At 59.4% G+C, this 24610-nt stretch carries 21 protein-coding genes; all 21 read right to left on the bottom strand.

Translation table 11 applies throughout. The features are described from left to right. Positions 1–226: 226 nt before the first annotated feature. Positions 227–1447: a glycosyltransferase family 4 protein gene (locus tag BM408_RS16775; protein ID WP_092131162.1), complete on the bottom strand. Its 1221-nt coding sequence runs from the start codon at positions 1445–1447 to the stop codon at positions 227–229. After that, a complete protein-coding gene (locus tag BM408_RS16770; protein ID WP_092131160.1) occupies positions 1444–2592 on the bottom strand; it encodes a glycosyltransferase in 1149 nt (382 codons plus the stop codon). Before BM408_RS16770 ends, BM408_RS16775 begins: the two co-directional genes overlap by 4 nt. Continuing rightward, a complete protein-coding gene (locus BM408_RS16765) occupies positions 2589–3536 on the bottom strand; it encodes an NAD-dependent epimerase/dehydratase family protein (RefSeq protein WP_092131158.1) in 948 nt (315 codons plus the stop codon). Before BM408_RS16765 ends, BM408_RS16770 begins: the two co-directional genes overlap by 4 nt. Next, positions 3533–4954 (bottom strand): glycosyltransferase family protein, encoded by a 1422-nt coding sequence (locus BM408_RS16760; protein ID WP_092131156.1) that lies wholly within the window; start codon positions 4952–4954, stop codon positions 3533–3535. Before BM408_RS16760 ends, BM408_RS16765 begins: the two co-directional genes overlap by 4 nt. A gap of 223 nt (positions 4955–5177) precedes the next feature. Next, on the bottom strand, positions 5178–6107 hold the full coding sequence (locus tag BM408_RS16755; RefSeq protein WP_092131154.1) for a glycosyltransferase: 930 nt from the start codon (positions 6105–6107) through the stop codon (positions 5178–5180). A gap of 6 nt (positions 6108–6113) precedes the next feature. Then, positions 6114–7586 (bottom strand): flippase, encoded by a 1473-nt coding sequence (locus tag BM408_RS16750; protein ID WP_092131152.1) that lies wholly within the window; start codon positions 7584–7586, stop codon positions 6114–6116. An 11-nt stretch (positions 7587–7597) separates the two neighbouring features. Next, positions 7598–8332, bottom strand: coding sequence for an acylneuraminate cytidylyltransferase family protein (locus BM408_RS16745; protein ID WP_092131150.1), 735 nt, complete (start codon positions 8330–8332; stop codon positions 7598–7600). 33 nt (positions 8333–8365) lie between these two features. Next, on the bottom strand, positions 8366–9517 hold the full coding sequence (gene neuC, locus BM408_RS16740) for a UDP-N-acetylglucosamine 2-epimerase (protein ID WP_092131148.1): 1152 nt from the start codon (positions 9515–9517) through the stop codon (positions 8366–8368). Between the two features lie 7 nt (positions 9518–9524). Next, positions 9525–10211, bottom strand: coding sequence for a glycosyltransferase (locus tag BM408_RS16735; RefSeq protein ID WP_092131146.1), 687 nt, complete (start codon positions 10209–10211; stop codon positions 9525–9527). A 23-nt stretch (positions 10212–10234) separates the two neighbouring features. Next, positions 10235–11245, bottom strand: coding sequence for an N-acetylneuraminate synthase family protein (locus tag BM408_RS16730; protein WP_092131144.1), 1011 nt, complete (start codon positions 11243–11245; stop codon positions 10235–10237). A gap of 138 nt (positions 11246–11383) precedes the next feature. Further along, positions 11384–12721 (bottom strand): glycosyltransferase family protein, encoded by a 1338-nt coding sequence (locus tag BM408_RS16725; protein ID WP_139237369.1) that lies wholly within the window; start codon positions 12719–12721, stop codon positions 11384–11386. A 29-nt stretch (positions 12722–12750) separates the two neighbouring features. Continuing rightward, on the bottom strand, positions 12751–13440 hold the full coding sequence (locus tag BM408_RS16720) for an acylneuraminate cytidylyltransferase family protein (RefSeq protein ID WP_092131140.1): 690 nt from the start codon (positions 13438–13440) through the stop codon (positions 12751–12753). Further along, a complete protein-coding gene (locus tag BM408_RS16715) occupies positions 13422–14846 on the bottom strand; it encodes a hypothetical protein (protein ID WP_139237368.1) in 1425 nt (474 codons plus the stop codon). Before BM408_RS16715 ends, BM408_RS16720 begins: the two co-directional genes overlap by 19 nt. Then, positions 14843–16369, bottom strand: a complete 1527-nt coding sequence (locus tag BM408_RS16710) for a capsular polysaccharide export protein, LipB/KpsS family (RefSeq protein WP_175541823.1) — start codon at positions 16367–16369, stop codon at positions 14843–14845. Before BM408_RS16710 ends, BM408_RS16715 begins: the two co-directional genes overlap by 4 nt. Then, positions 16366–17919 carry a glycosyltransferase family protein gene (locus BM408_RS16705; protein WP_092131134.1) on the bottom strand — a complete coding sequence of 518 codons (1554 nt, stop codon included), beginning with the start codon at positions 17917–17919 and terminating at the stop codon, positions 16366–16368. Before BM408_RS16705 ends, BM408_RS16710 begins: the two co-directional genes overlap by 4 nt. Before the next feature lie 19 nt (positions 17920–17938). Continuing rightward, positions 17939–18661, bottom strand: coding sequence for a methyltransferase domain-containing protein (locus BM408_RS16700; protein WP_092131132.1), 723 nt, complete (start codon positions 18659–18661; stop codon positions 17939–17941). Positions 18662–18709: 48 nt separating this feature from the next. After that, a complete protein-coding gene (locus BM408_RS16695) occupies positions 18710–19600 on the bottom strand; it encodes a phytanoyl-CoA dioxygenase family protein (RefSeq protein ID WP_092131130.1) in 891 nt (296 codons plus the stop codon). Positions 19601–19984: 384 nt separating this feature from the next. Next, positions 19985–21271 (bottom strand): hypothetical protein, encoded by a 1287-nt coding sequence (locus BM408_RS16690; RefSeq protein ID WP_092131128.1) that lies wholly within the window; start codon positions 21269–21271, stop codon positions 19985–19987. Continuing rightward, positions 21268–22920 (bottom strand): glycosyltransferase, encoded by a 1653-nt coding sequence (locus BM408_RS22800; protein ID WP_139237367.1) that lies wholly within the window; start codon positions 22918–22920, stop codon positions 21268–21270. Before BM408_RS22800 ends, BM408_RS16690 begins: the two co-directional genes overlap by 4 nt. 128 nt (positions 22921–23048) lie before the next feature. Then, complete coding sequence (locus BM408_RS16680) at positions 23049–23960, bottom strand: class I SAM-dependent methyltransferase (RefSeq protein ID WP_092131124.1); 912 nt, start codon at positions 23958–23960, stop codon at positions 23049–23051. A gap of 140 nt (positions 23961–24100) precedes the next feature. Next, positions 24101–24604 (bottom strand): acyltransferase, encoded by a 504-nt coding sequence (locus BM408_RS23240; protein WP_092131122.1) that lies wholly within the window; start codon positions 24602–24604, stop codon positions 24101–24103. Positions 24605–24610: the final 6 nt, after the last annotated feature.

Raw genomic sequence — 24610 nt, 5'->3', positions numbered from 1 at the left:
ATGAGGAAGGCGGTGAATATGATCTGTCATGTGAGACGGAAGTCCAAATGAGGCGCCAGAAGGTTTAATTACAGCCTTGAACTGAACGCGCGATTGAAGATTAGGTTCTCTCGGTACGCGTTCAGCTGAATTCAAATATGGGCTCGGTGGCGCTGTCGCAGTCCAGATGACGCAAGCAAACAGTGCGCCGTGTTGGCCGTCCGCGATCAGTCGCACATGCCGACAGTCAATTCTTTTTTACTTCAGACAGCCACTCGTCCAATTTGTCAAGAAGCTTTTCACGGTCAAAGTGCTTTTCGTAGTACTTCCGGCCATTGTCTCCTAATACTTTGCGTCCGGAAGGGTCCATTTTATAGATTTTCAGCACAGCCTCGGCCAGTGCCTGGGCGTCTTCGGCGGGCACGGCCAGGCCTGCGCCGGAGATGTGGATGACGCGGGCGCCTTCGCCATCCAGGGCGGCCACGATGGGTTTTGCGCAAGCGAGGTAGGACTGTACTTTTGAGGGGATGGTCAGCGCAAAGACCGGATCCCGGCGCAGGCTTGCAAACATCAAGTCAGCCTGTGCAAACCACTGCGGCATCGCAGCCAGCGGAAAGTGCCCCACCAGATGAATGTGGGCGCCTAGCCCGCGCCTGGCCACTTCTTCTTTGAGCCATGGCGCCTGGCGGCCGTCTCCGACAACGATCCAGTGGATATCCGGGTGACTTCGGAGGATTTCAGCGGCTGCCAGCATCGTCTCGAGGGATTGCGCCGCTCCGATATTCCCCGCAAACATCACACGAAAGCCGGTGGGCAGGGCGGGGGCGGTCCATACCTGCCCATCGGGCGGGGCCTGGTAAATCGCCTCCGCGCTGTTGGGGAAATACCGGATTTTCCCCCTCTCTACGCCGAGATCAAGAAGCGGCTGGACAAAGGCTTCGGATTGAACGAGCACTTTTGCGCAGCCTCGGTAGATCCAGCGCACCAGGCTGGCAACCGTATTCAGGGCCCGCTGCGATTTGACTGCTCCGGTGGCGGAAAGGCTTTCTGGCCACAAATCCTGTACCCAAAACAGGATGGGCACACCTTTTAAACTGGAAATGACCCGGGCTGGTATACCGACTGTTACCGGTGATGGTTCAAAAACCAGAATGGCATCGTAGGGCCCTTTGCAGCGCCAGCCGCCCAGGACGCTTGCAGCCAAGGCAAACGAAAAGTAATTGAGGACGAGCCGGATCGCGCGGCCGCTGCCCCGGGGTACCAGCGGCACGCGAATGACTTGCGCGCCGCCAAACCGGCCTTTGTAAGGGCCTCCAAAGCCAAAACCCGGGAACAACTTGCCGGAAGGGTAGTTGGGAAGACCTGTGAGCACGGTCACTTCGTGCGAGCGCTCAAGCAATCCTTCAACGAGATCGTTGATTCTGAAGTTTTCCGGCCAGAAATATTGGCTGATGACGAGCACCCTCATGCGTGCGCTTTGCCCAGAATTTGTTCATACAGGGTCACATAGCTTGCCGCCTGCATGGCCCACTGGTATTTTTCGCGCACCAAGGCTTCCAGGCGAACAGCTGCCGCGCGCGTGGATGTTGGGTCGGCCAGCAAAGCAGTGAGGCCGGTAGCCAGCGCCTCAGCAGAGGGCTCCACCATGGTTCCGGCGCCCAGCGCCGAAATCCCTTCCAGGCCGCAGGCGTTGGTAAACAGGGTCGGGGTACCCGATATGCCGGCCTCAAGCACAACAATGGACATAGCTTCACGGCGCGACGGAATGACCAGCAGCGTTGCGGCCTTGAGGGCGGCCGCTTTATCCGCCCCGGCCAGGTAGCCGGGGAAATGTACTCTTTCTTTTTGGGGGCTTTGCCCCGCGTTTTCCATCAAGGATGCCTGCAAGCCTCCATCCGGGCCGACAAAAACCAGGTGGAACTCAGGAAACCGGCTTGCGACCCTCAAAAATGCTTCTAGCAACAGGTCCGGCCCCTTGATCGCATTTAATCGACCCAGAAACAAGATATAGGGTGCAGGCCCGATCTGGAGGTGTTCGCGAATTTCGCGTTCCGCAGCCGGGCCGGTGGCGTACTGGCCTGGATCGATTCCATTGGGAATCACCGTCACACGTTCGGCCGATACTCCATACGCGGCGAAGTCTGCGCGCTCCTGATGGGTAATAGCCACGCATGCAGTTGCGGACTGGGCTAGTTCCCGGCCAATCCATGCATCGTAGGTGCGTTTGAGCCGGAGCGATCGGCCGAAGGTTGCAAGCGCTCCGGCCGGGCAGAAAACAAAAGGCTTGCCTTGGCGGCGGCAGGACTTGTACACAAGTGCATTGAGTATTGTCCAATGTCCCGAGAGATGAACCACGTCCGCATCTGCAACCAATTTGTGGATAACGCCCTGTGATGGCCACGGTACAAAATACCGCCGGTTCAGGCAAGGCAGCGTTACCACTTTCACGCCTTCGAATTTCTCCCGCCGCGTCTGGCTCAGGCCAATGTCAAGTGCCAGAATGCTTGTCTGAATACCCGCTCTTTGCAGGAAACGGCTGATCTGAAGGGTTCGCTCGGCGGTCCCCCCACCCGTTTCCGGGTCCAGGAGGTGATTAACGTTTAGGACCTTCATGGCGTGTTGTTGTCATGCAGGGCTTTGTGCGTGGCCGCAAATTGTTGCAGCGCGGCTTTCAGTGTCACGGGCTTGACGAATCCGCAGCTTGATAATTTGTCACAGCGGTATTCTGTTCGGGTATTGACGTTCGCGCGGCCCATGATGCGCATCAATGTTTCAAGCAGGAAGCGGGGGAGCGGTAGACGAGGGATACGGTAATGCGGCAATTTCAGCTCGTCCATGAGCACTCGCTCGACATCCCGAAAATTGTTGAAGGGATCGTCGTCATCGGACACGATGAACATTTCAATGCCATCCGGCCCTGGCTTGGCGCCGATAAATTTGAGCGCGGCGACCACGGTTTCTACGGGAACAAGGTGTGTCTTGCGCCGGCCGAACATCGAGGACCGCAGGTAGTTAACGGTTCTGCTTCCCTCGATCAATTCATCCAGTAGCTTGATCAGTGCTTCGCCGCCTTTGCCGAATACCGCAGAGGGGCGGATGATGGTGACAGGGAATCTTCCTTTGACCTTGTCGGCAAGCACCTGTTCCACACGAAGCTTCACCTGGCCGTACGCGTCCAGAGGGGTGCAGCGTGAGTTCTCGGTCAAAATGGTCTCATCCGCTCGTCCGTAAACAGACACGGTGCTGCAATGGATCAGATGCGCGATCCCGGCGTTGGCACAGACTTCGACCATCTCGGCCGTTGCTTCCACGGCCGCCGCGCTTGCCCTGGTGTTTGAGAAGGCAAGGTTGATCACGATGCAATCTTTCTCCACCAGCCTTTCCCAGGTCTCGCGGTCGGCGGTATCGCCGACAATCCATGCGACGCCGGGGATCATGTCTTTGGCGTCGGGTTGCTTTCGGGTCAAGGCCCGAACCTCCACGCCATCCGAAACCAGGCTGGCGACCAAATGGCGGCCGATAAAACCGTTTGCCCCGGTGATGACAAAAAGAGTCATTCCAGCATCTCCTTGACCTCGTTAGCCAGACGCGCCGCTGCGCCGCCATCAAGGCGATACAAGTATCGGTGCCTTATTTGCGCTCTTCCTTCGGCGTCGGCATGCTGCTCGGCAAGATAGCGTGTGCAGGCTGCAAGCAGTTCAGGAAGGTCGCGGGCAAACATCATTCCCGATTCAGTACGCAGCACGCGCAAATGCTCAAGATCATAAGCGCGCGCCGGCCGGTCCCAATAAGGCAGATCGGGGTCTTCCCAGGCAAGGCCGATGGTTGGCGTATCCAGCGCCACAGCGTCCAGGTTAATGGACCCCGCGGATGCGATGACCACGCCAGCATGGCGCACCATTGCGGCCAGATGATCCAGTGGGCCCAGATCAGGCGGGTCGACCACAACGCGCTCCATGGCCAATGCTGAACCCCAACGCGCGCGCCAATCGCGGTCCTGGGGATGGCAGCGGCAGACGAGAGTGACGTCTGTGCCAAATGTATTGGCCTGAACCTGGATGGCCAGTTGTTTGAACACTTCCGGCTCATGGAGACCCAGTCTGGGCGCATTGGCCGCGAACAGTATGTAGCGATGTGTGAGGGGTATACCCACGCGCCGCAGCACATCTTCGCGCGCCACCTCCCGCTGATGGAAATATGCATCCATCTGTAGCCAGCCTATGGGTTTTACTCTCTCAGGGGCGATGTGGTGGTATCGAATCAATTCGTCCCGAACGATATCGTTTTGCACCGCAATGCGCTCAATGCCGGGGCACACCGGCCCCTTGGTGGTGGGTTGGTCCCAGCTGCCGTTGATGCCCAGTATCTTCACCTTGAGATGGTGTGCCGCCAGTGCATAGGGCGTGACCATGTGCGTCTGCACCATGGACAAAATCATGAGGTCAGGTTTGACTTGCGTTATGAGTTTCTCGACAGGCCCAAAGCTCTGCCAACGCTGGTAGTAACACGTATATAGAAATCGGTACAACCGCCAGCTTTTTGGGAAAGGGAGCCCAAACAGACGGGACATGGGTAAACCTTCCCGCAGGTAGATTTTGCGCAGACCGAAGGATTGCCGCAGGCGTGCCGAGAACCCCTTAAAACCGGACAGCGTGTTGATGCGGTATGTCAGTCCCATGTGTAGAAACAAGCCGGCCAGGTAGCGTGCATACCGACCCACTCTCAATAGCCTCCCCCCGAAGCCATTCTCGCCGGCAACCTTTGAGCGCCGGGGATGAAAGTAGGGATGCCATGCTGCCCCGTTTTTTTCAACCAGTTCGCGATCATCGGGATTGGGGGAGACCACGGTAATTTCGGTGTCTTCGCCGGACCCCAGGAGGTGCAGGATATCCGTGCGCAGAAAATTGCGCGCCATGAGCGGTGAGGGCAGTATGACCAGCACCTTCTTGTTGCTTTTCGTCTCGGTGTTTCTCATGACTGCTTGCGGTCAAGAAATTGTGCGGTCACGTACCAAATCGCAATGACGCCCGCCGCGACGACTGTGTGGATCAGGGAAATAAAGGTGGCAAAAAGACTAGGGGTAGAGCCCGCGCGAAGCCATGAAAAAAAATCCTGTATCAGAACAGTAACCGGTCCCGAAAAATAAGTTGCGAGGACGAGAGGAAACAGTTGACCTGGATAACTCTCAGTGACTTTTATCATGTATGCCACCTCACCCAGGTGGACCGGAGCCGATGAAGAAAACGGCCAATCAACGCGCTGAGCAGCAGATGCGCGGCGCGCGCGGAGAGTAGCGTTGCAGTGCTTGCGCGCATGGCGGAACAAATTCTCTGGAAGGCCATGACAGGGCGGCCAGCGCGCAGATGCAACTGCGCGCTGGCAACATAACCAGTTGCGACCACCCGATGGTTGGCTGCAGTTATCCAGTCAGGCAAACCTGAAATGGCAATGAAGCGCCGGGTCATCAGGACGGGCTCGTCCGCTCTGGCAATATTGGTGGACTGGTAGGTAGCAGAGCCTTCGTGGACACGAAACCCTGCCAGTACCTTGGGTATTCGCAGAAAACCTCCAACCAGGCAAAGTCTCAACCAGAAATCCAGGTCTGGATTCTGGCGTAACTCCGGATTCCAGGGCCCGGCCCGTAAAAAAGCTTCACGCCGGAAAAAGGCCCCGGGCCCGGGCTGGCAGACCAGATCCAACACAAGGTCTCGGGCGTCAAAGTCGCGTGTAGCGACCGTTCTAACGGATCGCGAGTGTTCATCGATCAAATCGAAATCGCTATAGGTCGCGACAAGCTCTGGCCGTGAATTCAACGCGGCAACGGCTTCGGACACTGCTTGTGGCCGAAGGACATCGTCGGCACTGAGGTAGCCCAGGATATCCCCCCTGGCCATCCCCCAGCCCTTGTTGAGGGTTGCCGATTGCCCCATGTTGGTCTGGCTTTCCCAGCGGAAGCGCCCTCCATAAGCGCGCAGCGTATCGGGTGTCGCATCGGTCGAGCCATCATCCAGCACGATCAATTCCACCCGGGGATAGTCCTGGGCGAGGATGCTCTCTATGCATTCCTTCAGATAGTCTGCGTGGTTATAGGCCGGGACAACGAGTGAAACAAGGGGCGTGCTGTTCATGGCGAATTACTTTGTGGCCGTTTGCCGCGAGATGCGCGCCAGGAGCTTGCCGCGCTCCTGGGCGGTCAACAGGTAGCGCCACTGCCAGGCTGCCTGGCCAGCAATCAGAACCAGAGCGAGCAGGCACTTGACGGCAAATGGCGTTGCGTAGGCGGCCAAACCGCCTGCCATTATCGTTGCAGACAGCAGAATGAAGCGAGGCACTGAAATACCCGGCCATCGGCCCGGGTGAGCCTCGGTCCTGTGGAGTGAAAAGCTCAAAACCGCCCATTCGATCGTCGCCCTGATCGTCCAGGCTGCCGCGGCACCAGCAGCGCCGTGGCGCAGGATCAGGCACCAAGCCAGTACGGCATAAAAAGGCAGCTCAAGCAGCTGGACGCTGCCGACGATATTTGCACGGCCTGAAGCTTGCAATGCCGTTAGTGGAACCTGCGCGAGTATGTTGATCCAGACCCCAATCGCAAGCCACTGCATGACCGCAGCGCCGTGTGCCGCAATATGAGGGCCAACCCACAGGCGCAGCAAGTCATCGGCAAATATCACAACTGTCAATGTCGCTGGCGTTGCAGTGACCAGCAGCCAGCGCAGGGCCTGGTCGCAAAGCTGGCGCAGGTCTTGCCCCTTGCTGGCGCTCATCAGAGGGTAGGCAGCTCCCAGCAAGCTTGCGGAAAGTATCCACATTTTTGTGACCACTTCGTAGGGCACCACATAGTAGGTGACCGCTTCCAGAGACACCAGCCGCGCGATCAGGCTGCGATCGAGCATCATGATGACAGGAACGGCGATGCTGGTGACGGTGAGCCAGCCCCCGTCCTTCAGCAGATCCGTGATCGTGCTCCAGCGCGGCGCGCGATGGCCTGGTTGCAGGCGGACCGCCCGGCGGCACAGCTCGCCGTAGGCCAGCGTCGCCAGCCAGCGGGACAAGGCGATTACGGCAATGACGGCGTCGATCCGATGCGTAAATTGCAATGCCAGCAGGGGCGCAAGGTAGTTCAGCGCGCTGATCGGCATTTTCACTGCATTGACCAGATCGAACCGCTGTTCCGCCTCCAGCGGGCCGCGCAGGGCCGAAGCCAATACCAGCGCCGGCACCGAAAACGCCAGCCAGTAGAAGGCCGCATAGGCCTCGTCCCGCAGCGCCGGCGGAATGGCGAATGCGATGTCGACTAACCAGGGTACCGCGGCGGCAAAAATCACGCCCCCCAAGGATGCCAGGGCCGCATGCACATAAAGGGAGTTCCAGAAGACACTGGCGTGGTCGCCCTCGGCTGCGGTATTGCGCAAGGCTGCCATGCTGCGCGTGGTGGCTCGGCCAACTCCGAAATCGAATAAGGCGAAGTAACCCGTGACCATCCAGCCGAGTGCGAGTATGCCGAATCGAGCATCACCCAATTGGCTGATCAGCAAGGGCATGGCCACGACCGCCGCAAGGATGGGCGCGCCCAGCCCCGCCAGGTTCCAGGCCGTATTGGTCAGCATGCGGGAGCTACTCACAAGGTGGTGCCGGATGAGTATTGCAGCAGCGGAAGCAGGTGCCTTGCCATCTCCAGGTCAATCGGATCGTCGATGTCCAGCGATGACAAGCGGTCCATTTCAAAGCCCAGCACACGCTCCCCATACAGTCGGCCGCGCAACTGGACGTCGGCGGCGGAAACAATCAGGATCGCCGGGCCGTTTCGGGCGAACAGTTTTTCTTTTTCCTGGCGCCGCAGTTTTTGCCCAGCCGGCGATTGGAGCATCAGCGGCACCGAAGGTGCTACTGGATGCATAAGCGACGAGGGGACCATATTGTGCGGCACCGCCGTTACGCTGACCAGCGTGTCCGGATGCTCTTGGCCGAACAAGGCGACGGCGTCGGTGAGCTGGGCGGTGCTGCGAAACGGCGAAGTGGGCTGCAGGTAGGCCACCGCATCGTACGGCGCGCCGTCCTGCGACCGGAGTTCCCTCAGTGCATGTGCAATGACGTCGAGAGCTGGCGCGCCATCACCGGAGAACTCCGCTGGCCGGAGGAAGGGCACGTCCGCGCCATGTTCCCTCGCGGCTGCCGCGATGTTCTCATCGTCGGTCGAAACGACGACCCGGTCCAGCCCATGCGCGGCTTTCGCTGCGGCGATTGTCCAGGCAATCAGCGGCCGCCCGCCCAGAGGGGCGAGATTCTTGAACGGTATCCCTTTGGATCCGCCGCGCGCCGGGATGACTGCCAGGATCCGGTTTTGCGATTTCATGACAGAGCAGGGCGTCGTTCTGGCTACGTGCAATTAATACGTGATGACTTTATTGATATTGAATGTTGCGGTCGCCAGAATTTCGGCGATACGCGGCCCGGCATGGCCGTCGCCGTAGATGGGGTTCGAGGGCAAACGTCCCGTCTTCAGGCGGTCCCGGATGGCCGCCAGGATTTCGACCTGCGTGTAGCCGGAGTCGACCACATTCTGTCCGCGTTCCCGCGCCGTCTGACGCGAGCCGATGTTGACGGCAGGCGTCCCGATGAAGGCGCCCTCGCGAATTGCACTGGACGAATTTCCGATCAGGCAGCGTGTGCGAGCCATGAGTGGCATGTAGATTTCCGGCGGAAGGTTTTTCACGTACCGGAAAGGCGCATCCGGGTGTTGCTCGCGGAACTTACGAATGCCGCGCGAGACATCCTCGGAGCCGGCGTCAGCGTTGGGCCAAAGCACCAAGGTCTGCATGCCGAGCTCGAGGCAGGCACCCAGGGTCGCCGCCACTTGCCGCTCGCCGCTGCCATATTCGCCGGTGACAGGATGCTGCGAGACCAGCAGGAAATCGCCTTTGACGTCGAAACTGCTGCCGACGCCTTCGCTCAGCAGCTGGCTGCTGACCTCGGTTTCGTCCTGGAGAAAGCTCGCCACCAGATCCATGCGTGGGCAGCCGACGTTGTGAACGGTGTCCGGCTGCTCTCCCAGCTTGATGATGCGATTGCGGGCGTCTTCCGAGGCGGGGAAATGAATGGTTGCGAATTTGGTGATGGCGTGACGAATGTTCTCGTCGATATTGCCCGACACCTCACCACCCATGGTGTGGGCGAGCGGAATATTCATGTAGGCCGCAGCCAGCGTGGTCGCCATGGTCTCAAAACGGTCGCCGACGGTCAGCACGACGTCCGGTTGCAGCCTCTCGAAGATGGTCGGCAGCTCGATCAGGCCCAGCCCGGTGGACTTGGCCATGGTGGCCGGCGTCTCGCCTTCGACCAGCATGAAGAGGCGGGCATCGATGTTGAAACCGTCCTTTTCCATGATGTCGACGACCGCGCCGTAGCGGTCCAGAAGGGCGGAGGCCCCGGCGACCACCTGGAGTTCCAGCGCGGGATGCGCGGCGACCGCGCGCATCACGGCCTTGATGCTGCTGTAATTGGCCCGCGAGCCGACGACGACACAAATTTTTCTTTTCATGATTGAGTTACGGTTGCGGGGTAATGCGTTGAAGTGAATAGTCCATCAACATTCTTTCCCTGTGCCATTCGTCCGCCATGGGTGTCGTGGCGAATTCGTGAAAGCAGGGGGTGCCCAGGGTGAAGTGAAGGAGCTTTGCCTCCGGATTTGCGCCAAATTCGTCGGGGAGCCAGTTCCAGACTTTGGGCAGTTCGCCGATCAGCTCGTCTTCGAGCCAGGTGAAGCGATGCAGTTGGGCGCCGGTCGCGCCTTGAACGAATTCCGGCGTGAGAGCGCGGTTGGCCGGGTGCTCGCAGTTCCACAGCACCACGCTCGACCAATTCTTGCGCGGGTAGTTTTCATTCTTTGAACCCAGGTACTTCTCGCTCATGCGGGTCTTGTAGTCGTGCTTGACCACCATCACGGCCTTGGTCGGGTCGCGAAGCTCCCACAAGCGGGTGATGTCGTCGCGCAGCAGCATGTCGCCGTCCATGAAGATGGCCCAGCCGCGGTGTTCCATCAGGTGCGGGACCAGGAAGCGGCTGTAGATGAAGTGATTGCTGCCGTCGGTATGTTTTTCGACGTAAAAGCCCAGGTTGCGCAGGGCCAGCGGATTCAAAGACACTGGCTGCGAGACCTGGCGCACGATGCTGTTGCTGCAGACGTGATACGCAACCGCCTCCCGGGGGTCGTATCCAATAAAAATTGGAATCATTTGATATTCCTTGTATTGAACATTCAGGCTTGGCGCGATACCAAATCGGTCTCACGAATCAGGCTGTCACTTAGAATGTCCACTTTCGCCACACTGCCGACAACATCGTTCAAGCGGGCGGCAGGTATGCCGGAACCGGGCTTCTTGATGCCCAGCATGGCGGATGTAATCACGCTTCCGGCCGCGATGTTACACGTCGAAACCACGCTTTTCTCGAAAATTTCCTTCATTTCACGGAAAGCGTTCAAGTCATTCTTGTCCACGGGGCTGGCCAGCATGGCATCGATTTCACGAATCCCCTGCACCAGTGCGGAGAACTGCGCCGGCTCTGCTGAGTGTTTGGCGTCCGAGCCGTACATTGCGCGGCTGAACGTCAGGTGCTTCTCCACGGCCGTCGCGCCGAGCGCTACTGCCGCGAGGCAAGCGTTGTTTTCCATGGAATGATCGGAGTATCCAACGGGTGTGTTCCATCGCGATTTCATTTCACCCAGTACGTTCAAGCCCACGCGTTCGGGAGGACACGGGTAAGAAGAGGTGCATTGCATGACCAGAAGCTGATTGTGATAACGGCGTATCGTTGCCACGGCCGCATCCAGTTCGGCCCAGGAACTCATACCGGAGGACAGCAGGACAGGCTTGTTCGTCCGGGCAATGGTTTCCAGCATTGGCAGGTTGGATACTTCGCCGGAGGGAATCTTGTAACGGCTGATGCCGATGTCTTCGAGCATTGCGACCGCTTCGGCGGAGAAAGGGGACGACATGAACTCGATGCCGGAACTGGTCGCGTGTTGAGCCAGTTTTTTCCATTGTTCCAGCGTAAAGCCGGTGCGCGCGAAATACTCGAAGCGAGGCTCCCCTTTGAAATAGGACGGCATTGGCGCGTCTTTCAAGGTCTCGGCGGCCGGCAAATGGGTCTGAAATTTGACGGCATCGGCGCCACAGGCGACAGCTACATCAATGAGGCGCTGCGCATTGCCAAAGCTTCCATCATGGACGGAGCCCACTTCTGCGATGATAAAAGTACTTCTGTTCATATCTGCCTCTTGATCTTGAGCTAGTTTAGATGGCTGGGACTGCCAACGGTTTGCATGTCAATGCATTCTTGCAACGGGTCGTTGAAATTCTCCCGGCGGCAGGCAACGGCCATGATCCGCCACCGATGCTTTGAAATATTATCCATGGCCGCCTCCGGCCAGGTTTTCAATCAAAGAGAGGATTCTCTGTCCCGATTGTCCGTCTATCGCCCCGTAGGGGAAAGATTCTTCACGCAATTGCGCGCCAAGCCTGGTTCGGTGCCCGGGATCGTCTGCCAGGTTCGCCAGCAGCGGGGCAAGGTCGACCGGCTGATTCGACACCGGAAGCGACCCAAGCTCCGAAAATAGCGTATAGCCTTGTCCCGCCCAATCGAGATTTACGGAAGCAATACCCAGCATCGCGGCCCAGCGCAATGTAGAGGACCAGGACGCCACAAAAAGGTCCGCTCCGGGTAGGATTGCGGAAAGCGGCAGATCGGAGATGTGCAACTGGTGAAGATCTGCGATTGGCTGATAGCGGTCGCGTTGTGTTTTGGGATGCAAAGACAGCACCACTTCACATCCTGTATTGCCCAGAATGGCACATAGTTGAGCTATCTTTTCGATGTGTTGCGGCCAAGGCATCTGCAGGTGTTCGCCCCATTGCGGCAATGCGCAGACCAGTCGCGGCGGTTGCGGGCCCGGGGCGCCGTGAGCTACGAGGGGGGAACTGGTTTGCCGCTTCTCGGCGCGAGCCATCAAATCCCAGGATGGTTGGCCTGTGATGCGAAAACGTTCGGGGGTTTGCGTGAGTTTTACGGCCTCCTCAAAGTCCGTCGGGCCTTGAATCGCCGCGACGGCAACGCGGCCGCCGCCAACGACCCAGGGCTGGGTTCCCGCCATTCCGGACACGGCCAGCGCAAGGCTGTCCCACAGGGAGTAAAAGATTTGAGGGCCCATGCCAAGATCAAGCGCATGTGCGGGGTAAGCACGTGCAAACAGGCGTCGCGCCCATGCCAACGCGCCGCGATCAAGGGAGTAGGCCGTTTTGTCCCGGCGGGTCCACGCGTCGCTTTCCGATGATGAGGAGGCATAGCGAACCAGCATGGCCGGAATATCCAGTCTTGCCGCCTCCTCGAGCCAGACCATCTCGGGATCGGGGATCCGGTCCTCAAATACGACGATGACTTTGGGTTGCTCTCGCGTGAGAACGGCCCTGGCTTGGCCCCTGCGCCGGGCCATTTCGAACGGAGTCCACAAAACGCGCAATGGTCCCGCTCTCATCAAGCGCCGCCACACAGGCGGCTTTGAGTGGACTGCGGGTACGGCCTCATCAACGACGATCCTGAACGCCCGGGAAGCGGTGGCGACGGCCGGGATGTCCCGCAAGAGTTCGCCGCAGGCAAGCAGCGCCGCACTTCCGGCACGGCGCTGTTCTATCGCGCCGCACAAAATCAAGGCCTCCTCGAGCATGGCTTGCCGGGAGGCGAGGACCAAGCAGCTGGGGAAGAATGGTCCCTTCGTCACTACTTTTGTCGCAACAGAAGATCGGCAATCAACGCGTCTGTCGGCGTATCAATGTCCATGGATCTTTCCTCGGGCATTACATAGCCATACGTGCGCTCAGTGAAGTAGGTTTTCTTTTCGCGAAGTACGTCCGAACGAAGAACGTAAATCGCCCCGTTCAGGGCATATGCCGGCGGCAGCACCTGCCGGCGCATGTAGCCGCTTTGCTCGGGCCACTTCATGAAGTCCATGAGATGGCTTTCTTCATCCAGGCGGCGCACCCAGAAGGGATGGACGGGCGCCGGGTAGACGCTGATCACGCTGTCTGCATTTCGTTCAATCGCCATGCGGATTGCGCCGTTGATGTCTTCGCCGTTCCTGAGAGGTGATGTGGGTTGAAGAAGAACAATGTATTCCGGTAATCCTGAATCGGCCTCAAGCCAGTCCAGGGCGTGCAGCATCACATCGATGTGGGGGGTGTCGTCAAGCGCGAGAGCTTCCGGCCTGAGGAAAGGAACTTCGGCGCCGGCCGCTCTGCAGACTGAGGCAATTTCAGGCGAATCCGTAGAGACGATATAGCGGTCAAGACAGGATTGCTGTGCGGCAAGAATGGTCCAATCCATGAGCGGACGACCTCCCACAAGCGAAATATTTTTTCGGGGAAGGCCTTTGGAGCCTCCACGTGCGGTGATCAGACCAACGAAACGCATGAAGGGCCTTTCTGGGATGGTGCGCGGATTTCGGCAATCAAGCGCTCGCGAACGCGCCCGTCAAACGGAACATTCTCCGACGCCGCTTTGAGTTGGGCGACAAGCGACGACCGGAATTCGCCGCTTTCCAGGGTGCTGGCACACATATCACCGAGCACCTCACGTGTGGACGCTACGGCAACCCCTGGTTGATTCGCAAACAATGCATAGCCAAGTTCGTAATACTCGATCGCAACGCAGGGAATTCCCAGCAGTTGAGCCCAACTGATCGTGCTGGAGTACGCCACAAACAGATCGGCGGCGGCCAATATGTCCCGCAGAGGACTGCCCGCTATCTTCACGCCCTGCGCGGAAGCAAGCTTTTCATAGTGCACGCGATTTTGCCGGGGGTGCAATGATATCAACACGTTCGGCCCGGCCACTCTTCTCATGGTCTGGAATAGCCATGAAGCTTCTGCAAGCTGTGTCTGCGTGCTCGACATCCCGTGCTCGCCCAGAACGGGAAGCGCGAGTATGACCAGGGGCTTGGCGGGGTCGAAGCCGAATTCAGTATTGAGCCCTGTCCGGATTGAGGCCCGCTGCGTTGACAGCAACCAAAGCACATCATGGCTGCATTGGCCCGCGACCCGTACCTTTTCGGCTGAAACTCCAAGCTTGTGCAGCATTGAAGCTGCTTCACGATCGATAACGCTCACCCGATCCGCCGTGCCGCCGCCATAGGACCAGGGGGCGGCGAACAGCGATCCGTGTGCGCGCAGTGCCAGGTACTCGCCGGGCCTGAAAAAGAGCTGTTCGCCTCCATCGGTATTTTTGCGGACACCTTGAGGGTAGGCCTGCGCGATCTTCGACTTGATCCAGCGCCAGGGGGCGGAATTTACGCCGTATTCCGAAGACGCCCGGCGAAATGCGTCCGTCGTCGGATCTGATTTCCCGAACGAGACGGCGAGGGTGAAAACGCCGAGGCGGCGCGCTGCGGCAATCACTCCCTGGTCGGATCGTATGTCGCGATCATCGGCGGTAAGCACCGCAGCACTCCGGACTCCCAGGTGCAGAACATGTCGCGCCAGCGACCTCCCGCGGGCGATCGCCTCCCATGTTTCAAGAAAATCAGTTGCCAGCCTCATCCTGCAGGCCCGCAGCAGCATTACCAATCGCCGCAAGCAGGCGAACACGAGGTACATGCACCAGGCCCTCGGGCCTGCCGTCCGCCAGGTTTTCATTCCTGTCGAGATACCCCGGCATCCGGCGGGCAGGGGCGACGGAATCAACGCCGACAAGCCAGGCGGAAACACCAGGACAGGTTCAAGGTCACCGGTATCTGCCAGCGCTTGAGCCAGCAAGACGAATTCGTCAACAATCGGGCGCCGGCTGCACAGCAAGTAGACGTGACGGCGTTCCTGGCTCACTGCATATCCTCCTCAAGCGAATCGAGGTTGATCAGGGCCGCAGCCATGGCGGATGCCGCGTCCTCGTGAGACAAATGTTCGGTCCGCTCCAGTTCCGGTTCCAGAACACCCGGGACGCACACGCCGGACAATGCGGCGCAAAATGCCGCAAGCCCCTCTCGTTCGGGCTTGTGCCCTGCGCCGATTTGCCCCAGTGCTTCGCACAGGCCGGCGTAGCTTGTGATTTGGTGTGCTCCCGGGCAATCTCGATACCATGCGGCGCCAAAGAGCAGTACCGGCACCCCTGCGCACAACGCATCCCAGCCTACGCTGCCGGTTACCGTGGCAACCGCCTGGGCGCCTCGGACCAGTGCCGCCGTCGATGCCCCGCGCGGAAGCAAAATCACGTTGGGGTGCGCTGCAATTTCCGCGTAGAAGGCCTCCGTCCGCTGAACCTCTCCGCGGCCAAATGACTGCAACTGCCACGGATGCTCTTTCACATACAGCTTCCATCCTGCGGGCAACGCTTTCGCCAGTAAATCGACGATAAGCAATTGGTCGCCGAACTGCGCACCCATGGGAACGGTTGCCCGCTCCGGCTGGTAATGCAGGGCAAGGAGCGCGTACTTTTCGGCACCGTCGGCCTTTGTGAGCGCGTCATGAAAGCGCATCAGTCGGCGTTTGGCCAGTACGCCCTTGAGCCTTGATGCCAAGGTTTCCATCGGGCCGCATCGCCCGTGTGGATACCGCAGCGAACGAAGATAGGAGTTTGGCGCGGGACTGAGCCCGTTTTTGCGCAGCAGCGCAGCCGCACGCTTGAACTCGTGAGCCAGGGCGCGCAGCATCGAAGGCATCTCTGCGTTGCTCGCCAGCTTGTAGCGCTCCAGCTTCTTCTGGAAATTCGCAGGAACTGCAGATTGACCGTCGATCGAGGCAAGCAGCCATGTACGAAATGCTTCAGGAACGCGCTCAACAGGCAATAGCGGTTGGCTGCTCAGCGCTGAACGCAGCTGAGGAGAGCCGTGCTCGAAGTCGCGCATCGGAAAAACCCAGCCCGGCATGCCAATGCGCTCGAACATGATGGTCGGTATGCCGCGGTGGCGCGCCAAAGCCATAAGAATGTAGTCAAAGACGATGTGCGGGGAAATGGAGAAAATGATGAGATCCGGGTTCAATGCATTCAGCGCACCCATCCAGTAGCGCAGCAGGTGATGATAGTGGCGCCTTCTCGCATCATGGGGAAAGCCCGATCCGCACGCGGGGTCCATCCGGTCCATCATGTGCAGGGCGATGCTTTCCGCTGGGGCGAGGTCGGCCAGCAAGCGTGCATCCAGCGCAGGCAGGGGCCAGGAGGGCACGTGCAAGCCCAGGGCGGCGTCCGGGCCCGTCAGGAATATTGCCTCCGGACATAACTCAGCGACCGGTTTGGCATCGCCGCCGGCTGCCGTCCACAGCACGGGCTGCCACTGGGCCTCGGCCATACAACGTTCGGCGACAGTTCGCCAGACCGGGCCCGCGCATTCCATGAAAAAAACGCGCTTCATGGTTGAGCTCCTGCGGCCAGTTGGCGCACCAGGGCGGCAAGCCGGGTGCCGGCGTGACCATCCAGATTTCCCCATTGCCCCGCCACCTCGCGCTGATGTGCTGCCAGCGCTGCGCGGGCTTCGCCGTTGCGGGACAGATCGCGTAACGCCGCACGAAACGCGGCCTCGGTTTCGACGTTCAGGCAACCGGGAACCGACAGGAAATCATGGTAACGGGTGAGGAAGCAGTCAAATAAAACCACGGGTACTCCGCAGGCGATGGCCCATGCAGTAATCGACGAACCGTTGAGAGTGGTGAACAAGTCCGCCGCAGCGATCAGCTCGTCAGCCCCGGTACCCCTGCAGGGAAGGCCGACCCTTTCGGCTTCCGCTATTTCCGACGGCAGTGTTTTTGGATGCACGCTGACGATCACATTGACCCCATGCTGGTCACGGACCTCGGCGAGCGCTTGAGCCCAGGCGGTGGCGACGGACGGGTAGTCGGCGTAGTCCACGGGGCGGCCAGCCAGCCACGCAAACATGTTGACGGGCCAGCCACAGACGATGAGCGGCTTTTCCGGGTCAAGGCCAAATTCGTGGCCCAGACGTGAACGCAAGGCGGCACGGTTTGCCAGCATATTCGCAAGCCGGTCTTGAATGGGCGAGCCGATAACCCGTAGCGCACTTCGCTGGCTTCCCAGAGCTATCAGCGCCTCAACGGCGACTTCGGACCCGGCGGCAATAGCCTCGACCGGCTCGGATAGCGCGGACCAAGGCAAACCTTCAATCAGCCCGGTCATTTCTAGCGCGAGCGCGCGATAGCCTGGCAGGCGAAGCAGGTTCTTGCCGCCGTAGCTCAGAACCCAGTGCGGAAAGGTATTGGCCACCAGCTTGTTCACGGCCCCGGCGGTGGCGTCATGCGCCGCGTTGGCACCTGCATATTCGGCGGTTTCCTGAAGCGAGAACATCGCAAAAGGCGTAACCAGCCGGGGAATGCCAAGCCGCCCGGCTGCGATCAACAGAAAGGACAGCTCCCCGCCCAAGGAGTCTTGTCCAACGATGAGCAGGCGAGGCTGAATCTCGGCAAGCACGGCATGCAGTTCCCGGTATCGTTGCCGAAAGCGGACCATGTCGCGGCGGCAGTTGGCCAGGTCTCTGGCGAGCTGCCGCAGTGCCACGGCACAGGATCTGGCAAGGGATCCAAGAGAGAATAGGGGCAGCAATATCACCGCCGCCGAACGTCCCAAGACGCTCCGGCCAGCGGTTTTGGCTGGAAGCACGGAAGTCAGGTCGCTGCCGGCGTGATCGACGGGGCGCAAGGGGGCTTCTGGCTCTTGCCGGGGCGGCGCGGCGACATCGTGGAGTCGACCTTCAGCATCCATCCAGAGAAAACCGGCCGCTGTCACGGCGGCAGTGTCTTGCGCCAGTCTGCGATACCCGCGCTTGACGAAAAAGAAGGCCGCCCGGCATTGCAGTGCGGCGCCGGCTGTTTCTGCGACGCGCAACAACTCGGGTAACTCGCCGTATTCCAGCACGGCCAGCACAATGACCTGGTTCGGTTCCGTCAACATCGCATATCCAGCGGCTTGATCATCTGCGGCGCAAGATGATGATTTGGCGTTGCCAGAACAGGGGGGCGGTCAGTCGTTCAAGGCTGAGCAGCGCGCCATCCGAAATCACGGAACCGCGGGGGCCTGTCAAAAAACGGAAAATCCGTGCGTGAATTTTTGCGCGCGTCAGCGCGGCGTCGACATAGACGCGTTCCACTTCCACGGCGTCCAGTGTTTTGAGTACTCCCTCAAGATCGTCACCATCCAGCACGGTCTGCTGGCCCTTGACATGGCTGATCGTTTGTTTGCGCCCATAGTCGAAAACCAGCAGCCCGCCCGGTTTTACCACCCGGAGCATTTCCGGCAGGATGGAGGCCAGTTGCCCGATGCCGGAGAGACTGCGCAGGCACAACACGTTGTCGTAGCTGGCAGACTCCAGCGGGATGGGCTGGGTCAGGTCTGCCGTGAACAGCCGGCCCTGAGGGTGCAGTTGCCTGACGTATTCAACAAATTCGGCAGACAGATCCATGCCGTCATAGCCGGTGACTTTCGGAAGGCGATTGATGAAACGGCCGACGCCGACCGTGCAGTCAAATACGCTGCCCTGCAGTACACGCGCCAGGATCTGCAGTTCAATTTCGTCGCGCAGGACATCAATGCGATTGCCCAGCTTTCTCAAGTACCTTGCAACAGCTTCGCTGCCCTGGAATAGCTGTGCGTAACGCGCAACTTCAGGTGCGGATTGTTGGTTTTCGGTCGTCATAGGGGAAGGTTTCTCTTTTTGCCGGCAATTCTTACGAACCGGTCTTTGTCAGTATGCAATCTGGCGGTGATGGCGTTGCTGGCCAACGGCTTCGCCCGCCGCAACGGCCGCGCGCATCCGTTCGGGCATGTCCAGTACCTTGAGTCCTGCGGCATTGCATTTGTCGATGACCGACTGGGGGTAATGTGCGTTGGACCACATGGTCAAGCGCTCCGAGCGCGTCAGCAGGTATTGGCAGTGGCGCTCGAGGTGATGGTCGTCCAGTGCGTAGGAAATCCAGAAGCCGGTTCGTTCCACAGGCGGGAACGGGGCCTGCAGGAACTCGGGAAGCCTTGCCTGCAGATACGGGCCCAAGGCGAAGTTGGGAAAGCCCCTGAGGCAGCGCCCCAGCCCGGCGTGCTGGATTCGCATGCTCCAGACACCGACGTCGCCTATCCCGGTATTCAGGTAGCGATCGTGAAGATGCGCCCTCCAGCCGCGCAGAATGCGGTTGTGCGATTCGCGCCGGACAATCAGGCCGCCGGAACTGGCTGAGTGGTCTTGCAGGTAGAAACCGAAACGTACAAGAGAATAGCGACCCTGCCAGTCAGGCGCGTCCAGGTTCGAACGGTCTGTGTTGTCCCTGTGCCATCCGCCAACATCCTTGCCGGGCGTATAGCCGTGGCCGACGACCGCATAGCTGCCGTCGCCGTAATAGGCCAGGTTGTCGCCTCCCAGGAGTGTTTTTGCCACCTTGATCAGGCGTTCGTCGTGAACCCAGTGCTGCAGGTGCCGGTCGGCGAGCGCGTCCACCACCGGCTCGCCGCCCTGTTCCCGGCCCTTGAGGGAGGCAAACACGTCCTCCCGCATAGCGGCAATTTCCGCGTGAGAGAACATGTTTTTGAGGATCAAGTAGCCATCACGCCAGAATTTGTCGTTATCTACATTGAATTTCAACATCGCAGGCGGCTTTCAGGTAACGCTGGAACGGAGGGTGGAGGGAGTGTGTATTTTAAAGCTCACCGCCTGGGTCTCAATGAACCGTCGAAGTTCAGGAGGCCGTCCAGTATCCCTCATTACCCCCGGCCGACTCCCCCGCGCTGGCGGCGGCGTTTGAGCTCAATATGGGGTCCCCGGAGTTCACTTGGGAGTTTTGCCCTGCGGCCAGAACCTGCCGCAACGGATTGAATCCGGCCGGTACCTCAAGTTGCTACAAATTAAATAGCAAACTATTTAATTTTCACGTGGGTTGAAGGCCTTTTTATTCGGAAAACGGGAAATTTCGGTCGTAATGACCGGAAGTGTCAAGTTCTCTTTACATCCCGGCGTTCCCGGATGTCGCGATTAAACAGGGTTAAAACAAAAAACCTTCGCAGCCCCGCGATGCCCCGCGGTGGATGCATACAGCCTCTGCCCATCGGTGCACAGCCGGTAAACCCACCAGCCACCATCGCCGGGTCCGGGCTTGCCCAGCTCGGGCGGCCCCACCGCCTGCCAGCGTTGTGCGCCGTCCAGCATCCACAGTTGCGCGGGGCGGCGTGTGCCGTGCCCCGTCGCCACCACAAGGCGCCCCTGGTAAACAATGGCGTCGTTCATGATGAGCGATTCGGCCATCAGGGCAGGCGTTGCGCCCACCGCCAGCGGTCCCCAACGGTCGCCGTCGAACACCCACACGCTGGAGGCGCCATTCGGCGTATTGTCGGGACGTGACACCGTGGCGACCAGGCACTCGCCGAACACGGTCAAGCTAAGCACAAAAGGCAGGCCCTCGCGCGCCCAGCTGCCGCGAATCCCGGCGCCCCCCACTTTTTCCCAGGACGTCCCGTCATAGCGCCAGACCGCGCTCGCCGGGCCCGTGAGCTTGCCAGTGCCGGTGCCGGCATACAGCATGCCCTTGAAGGCAATCAGGCAGTAAATGGTGCGGACACCGGGGCCCCAACCACCCTCGGGGTCCGGCAGGTAAGTCCATTGATGGTTCTCTCCCAGCTGGGCAACGCGCGGACGTCCCCACTGGCCCATCACAACCCGCCCGTTCCAGGATGCAAAGCTGTAGGGCCCGCACTTCTCGTCCAGGGTCAGGCCTTCGCTGATGTGCGCCCACTGGCCGCCGGACAGGCGCCAGACACCGGTTTTCTCGGCGGCCAGCAGTGTGTTGTCATCCACGCTGAACAGATGGTCGACGAAGGAGTCGTCGGCCCGCCAGGACCCGGCCTGGTCGCCGCCTACCTGCGTGCAGGCTTCATCGGAGAGGCGCCAGACCTGGCCGCCGGGGCCGTCGGCTTTGGGGCCGGTCAGGCTCGCATGCAGGGCGCCCTGGTGCATGGCGAGGCCGCGCACTTTGTAGAAGGTATCCGCCGGCCAGTCGTGGTCGCCGCCGCCAGCGAGCACGGTCCAGCGGCCGTTGTCAAATGGCGAGGCGCCAGAAAGGGCGGGCAATGCGGGGGTCTGGCCCGCCATCTGCACCTGATAGCCGAGTTCCCGCTCCATGGCCATAGCCTCCACGGCACGCGCGGCGGCACGCAGTTGCCTGAATTCGGCGCGCAGGCGAGGTAGCCAGCGGCGCAACAGGAAGGTGGCCAGCAGAACGAAGACCGCGGCGGTCAGGCCGAGCAGGAGTAACGGGATGGTCATGGATATACCGCTTCCGTCAAAGTGGTGGGATGAACCAGGAATGATGCGAGCTGATCCACGCTGGGAGCGCCCACCTCAAGAGAATACGCCGCTTCGGGCCCAGCGCTCTGGCCGGCGGCGCGCGTGGCGTCGCGAATGGCTCCCAACATGGCGGGAAGCGCGCTTGCGTGGCGAACGATGTAAACACTGTCGTTCAGCCTTCCTGTTGGAGGGATGTCTTGACCGGGGAACTGCTGATAGCGGGCCGTACTTCCCCATAACAGGACTGGTTTTCCCATCTGCAGGGCCTGCTCCACTGTGGTGGAAAAATGGGCCACCAGCACGTCGCTTTCGGCCAGCTGTTCCAGGAAATCCTGTTCGATGCCGCAAACGGTGACGTTGCGCCTGTGCCCGAGCCTGGTTTCGACCGTTTGTGCGTCGACTTCCCGTTTCGGGCGCACACGGACAATCAGCTCAATCCCGTCCATGTGTTCAACGGCGGTCGCCAGCGCTTCGACGCCGTTGAGATATTCATCTGCCGTTTCTGCAACCCAAGGAAAAAAATCCGACCAGTTCTGATAGTTGCCCGCGTGCAGAACGCGCAAGGGGCGCGTCTTTTCTGTAGTTACAGTGTTGGCTGGATATTGCAGGCGTACGGGAATGACTCGACAAACTGGCTTGTTTTGTTGGATACCACGCATTGCCTTTATCGAAAAAGGCGACCAGACAGCCGCCACATCTGTCAATTCGTTGTAAGTTCTCTGCCGAAGCAGCGTGAGCAATACCGAATTTGCAATGGGTGAATTTGACGGTGGCTGGGAGTTGTGATTGAAAACCACTCGTTTGATACCGGCCGCACCGGCGGCCTCCATAAGCGGTGCGGTTAGCCATGAGTTCGCTTCATACGTGACAGCCGTCCGGGCTTCCAGAATGCGCAGGAGCGCCGAGCCTTCAGCGACAATTCCCAGCATTGCCGGGACCGTCTTGGCAAAGTACGGTGCGTAAAGCGCCCAAGCGCAACGGACCCGCGGATCGGAGAACGTTTCTCCAATCAGGCGTAAGGTTTCCAGTGTGGTTCTCACGCTTGCGGCATTCTCAACCAGAGGCGATATCCGAAAAGTTTGTGAGATTTTCGAGCTTTGCAGGTCGTTCAGGAGAGCCTTGTAGTCCTGCCATCCACCGCTGGTCGGTTGGAATACGGCAAGATGGCCTCCGGCCCCGGACACCGATTCGTGGAGCCCATTTTTCAGCTTTCGCGACGATGAGGCAACCCATTGCTTTGACCGAAACCGTGCCAAGTGCGCTGCGAGGTAGGTGAAGCGCTTAAAAATAGCAGGAAAGAGGGGACGAGCACAGGATATGCGGTGGGCCAGGCCATAGTCCCAAATTCGGGGCAGCAGCAAAGTCTGCAAGGCGTGCCAGTCTTCCGCGCCAGTCCAGACCCCATTCCGATCCCGCACGATCCAAGGCCCTGGTGGAAGTGATTGGCGCAATCGATGCACGAGACTGGCATGTGACCATGCTGATTGCCTTGCCATCAGAGCGACCGATGCGGGAAGCTTCAGGCCCTTGCTGGATTGATCGAATTCGCGCAGTGCGCGCCGCGCGGCAGCTGCGCAACGTGCATGATCTTTGTCAGAAAAAAGGGATGCCCCCTCAAGGAGGGTCAAGCCTGCGTTCTGAGCCGCTACGCGGGCTGAGGGCGAGAGTGTGAAAGCGCTTGAGTCCCGACGTTCCTTCAGAGAGCTGAGAACGTCGTCCCGATCAAAGAAAATGACCGTCGCCATCTCTCTCTCGTTCATCGGATGCGGCGTGCCAAGACCAAAGCAGTACCCAATATCGATTTGTGCGGCATGTCGAGGCAGACTTGTTCAACCTTAAGGCCGTATCTTGCCAACTCGGCAATGGAGCCCTGAAAGTAATCGTAGGTGCGCACATAGGCGCGTCGCTGCCCCGACTGGTTTACATCCCGAAAAGGCTCCAGCATGACGACCCAGTCTTTTGCGACCCTTGCAATTTCGCTGAGTGCCTCGTGCCGAATTTCTTCCATCTGTTCAAGAGCCAGTGATGTCATCACTACATCCACGCTGGCATCTGCGTAAGGCAAATGCTCGGCGGAGCCTTGTTCCATTCGTATGCGGGCAGGCGCGCTGACATCCGATAGCGGAAATGGTGAAAAACTCACCAAGGCATCGGGAAGCTCTCCATCTTCAATAACAAGCTTGGCCGTTTCGACGCCGCCGGACGTCGGCTCAATGCCGGAAAACTTGATGAGAGGAAACCGGGCCGCCAGAACCAGCAAGTTAATGCCGTTGCCGGCGCCAACTTCGAGCACTGAACTGGGATTGAGCTGATTTAAGGCCTCTTCAAGAAACAAAAGCCTGACTGCCGCGCCTGCTTCATTGGACATGACCCATTTCAGGTCGCCCCACTGCCATGGGGCGCCACCTTGGTCGACTTGGGGTAGATAGCGAGAGAACGCCTTCTTCTTCCACTGCCCATCGTATGCCTTCAATATCTGCTGTTGCCCATTTTTTGGATGGCGACCGGCCATCCACGCGAGCGTCTTCTTCACGATTGCTTTGGCAAGGCTCCATCGCTGGGCACTCGAAGCTCTTTCCCATTGCGCCGAAGGATTTTTGCCCGGTGTGATGCCGTAACGCTTCAGCAGGCTATCGAAGTGAGCGGGTGATAAGGTGAATCTATCCATGATCTATTGGCGGCGGCAAGCGCGGTTTTGCTGGTATCGGACTACTGATTTCGCATGATAAGACCTGCAATCAGCATGCGGCTTTGCTCTCGACGCATTATCGAGACGGTCTACTTCAATTGTAGAGTTGCTCTCGATGCCTATCGGCTGGAAATGGGGTGCGCGGGCACTCCCACAGAGATCGATCTTGCGGGGAGTGATTTATTGACGAGAGAGCCGGCGCCCACAACAGCGCCAGTGCCGATCGTAACGCCATCAAGAATCATGCAGCCTGTGCCAATCCAGACATCGTCTTCGATGGTAATACCCTGCTTGGTAAGCCCTTGCTCTCTGATAGCGCGAGTATCGTCGTCAAATCGATGGGTTGCAGGAATAATCACGGTATGGGAAGCGATCCTGACGCCATTGCCAATCTTGCAGGAACCGTGACCGTGCACGATGCTGAACGCTTGCACGGTGCAATCCGTCCCTATCTCGACGCGGCCTCCTTTTTTCCCCGTGTGAACAATGGCACTCTCTCCAATGTATGAGTTATCGCCTATCTCGATGCTTCCCACTTTGTGGCAGTAGATACGGGCGTAAGCGTCGATGACTACACCCTTGCCCAGCGTAACGTTCTCCGGAAAACCTTCAAATGTCGCCATGGGATG

The sequence above is a fragment of the Polaromonas sp. YR568 genome (genome assembly GCF_900116715.1).
GTDB lineage: Bacteria > Pseudomonadota > Gammaproteobacteria > Burkholderiales > Burkholderiaceae_C > Polaromonas.
The sequence above is the reverse complement of the archived record's forward strand: the minus strand, read 5'-3'. Positions and strand labels throughout refer to the sequence as shown.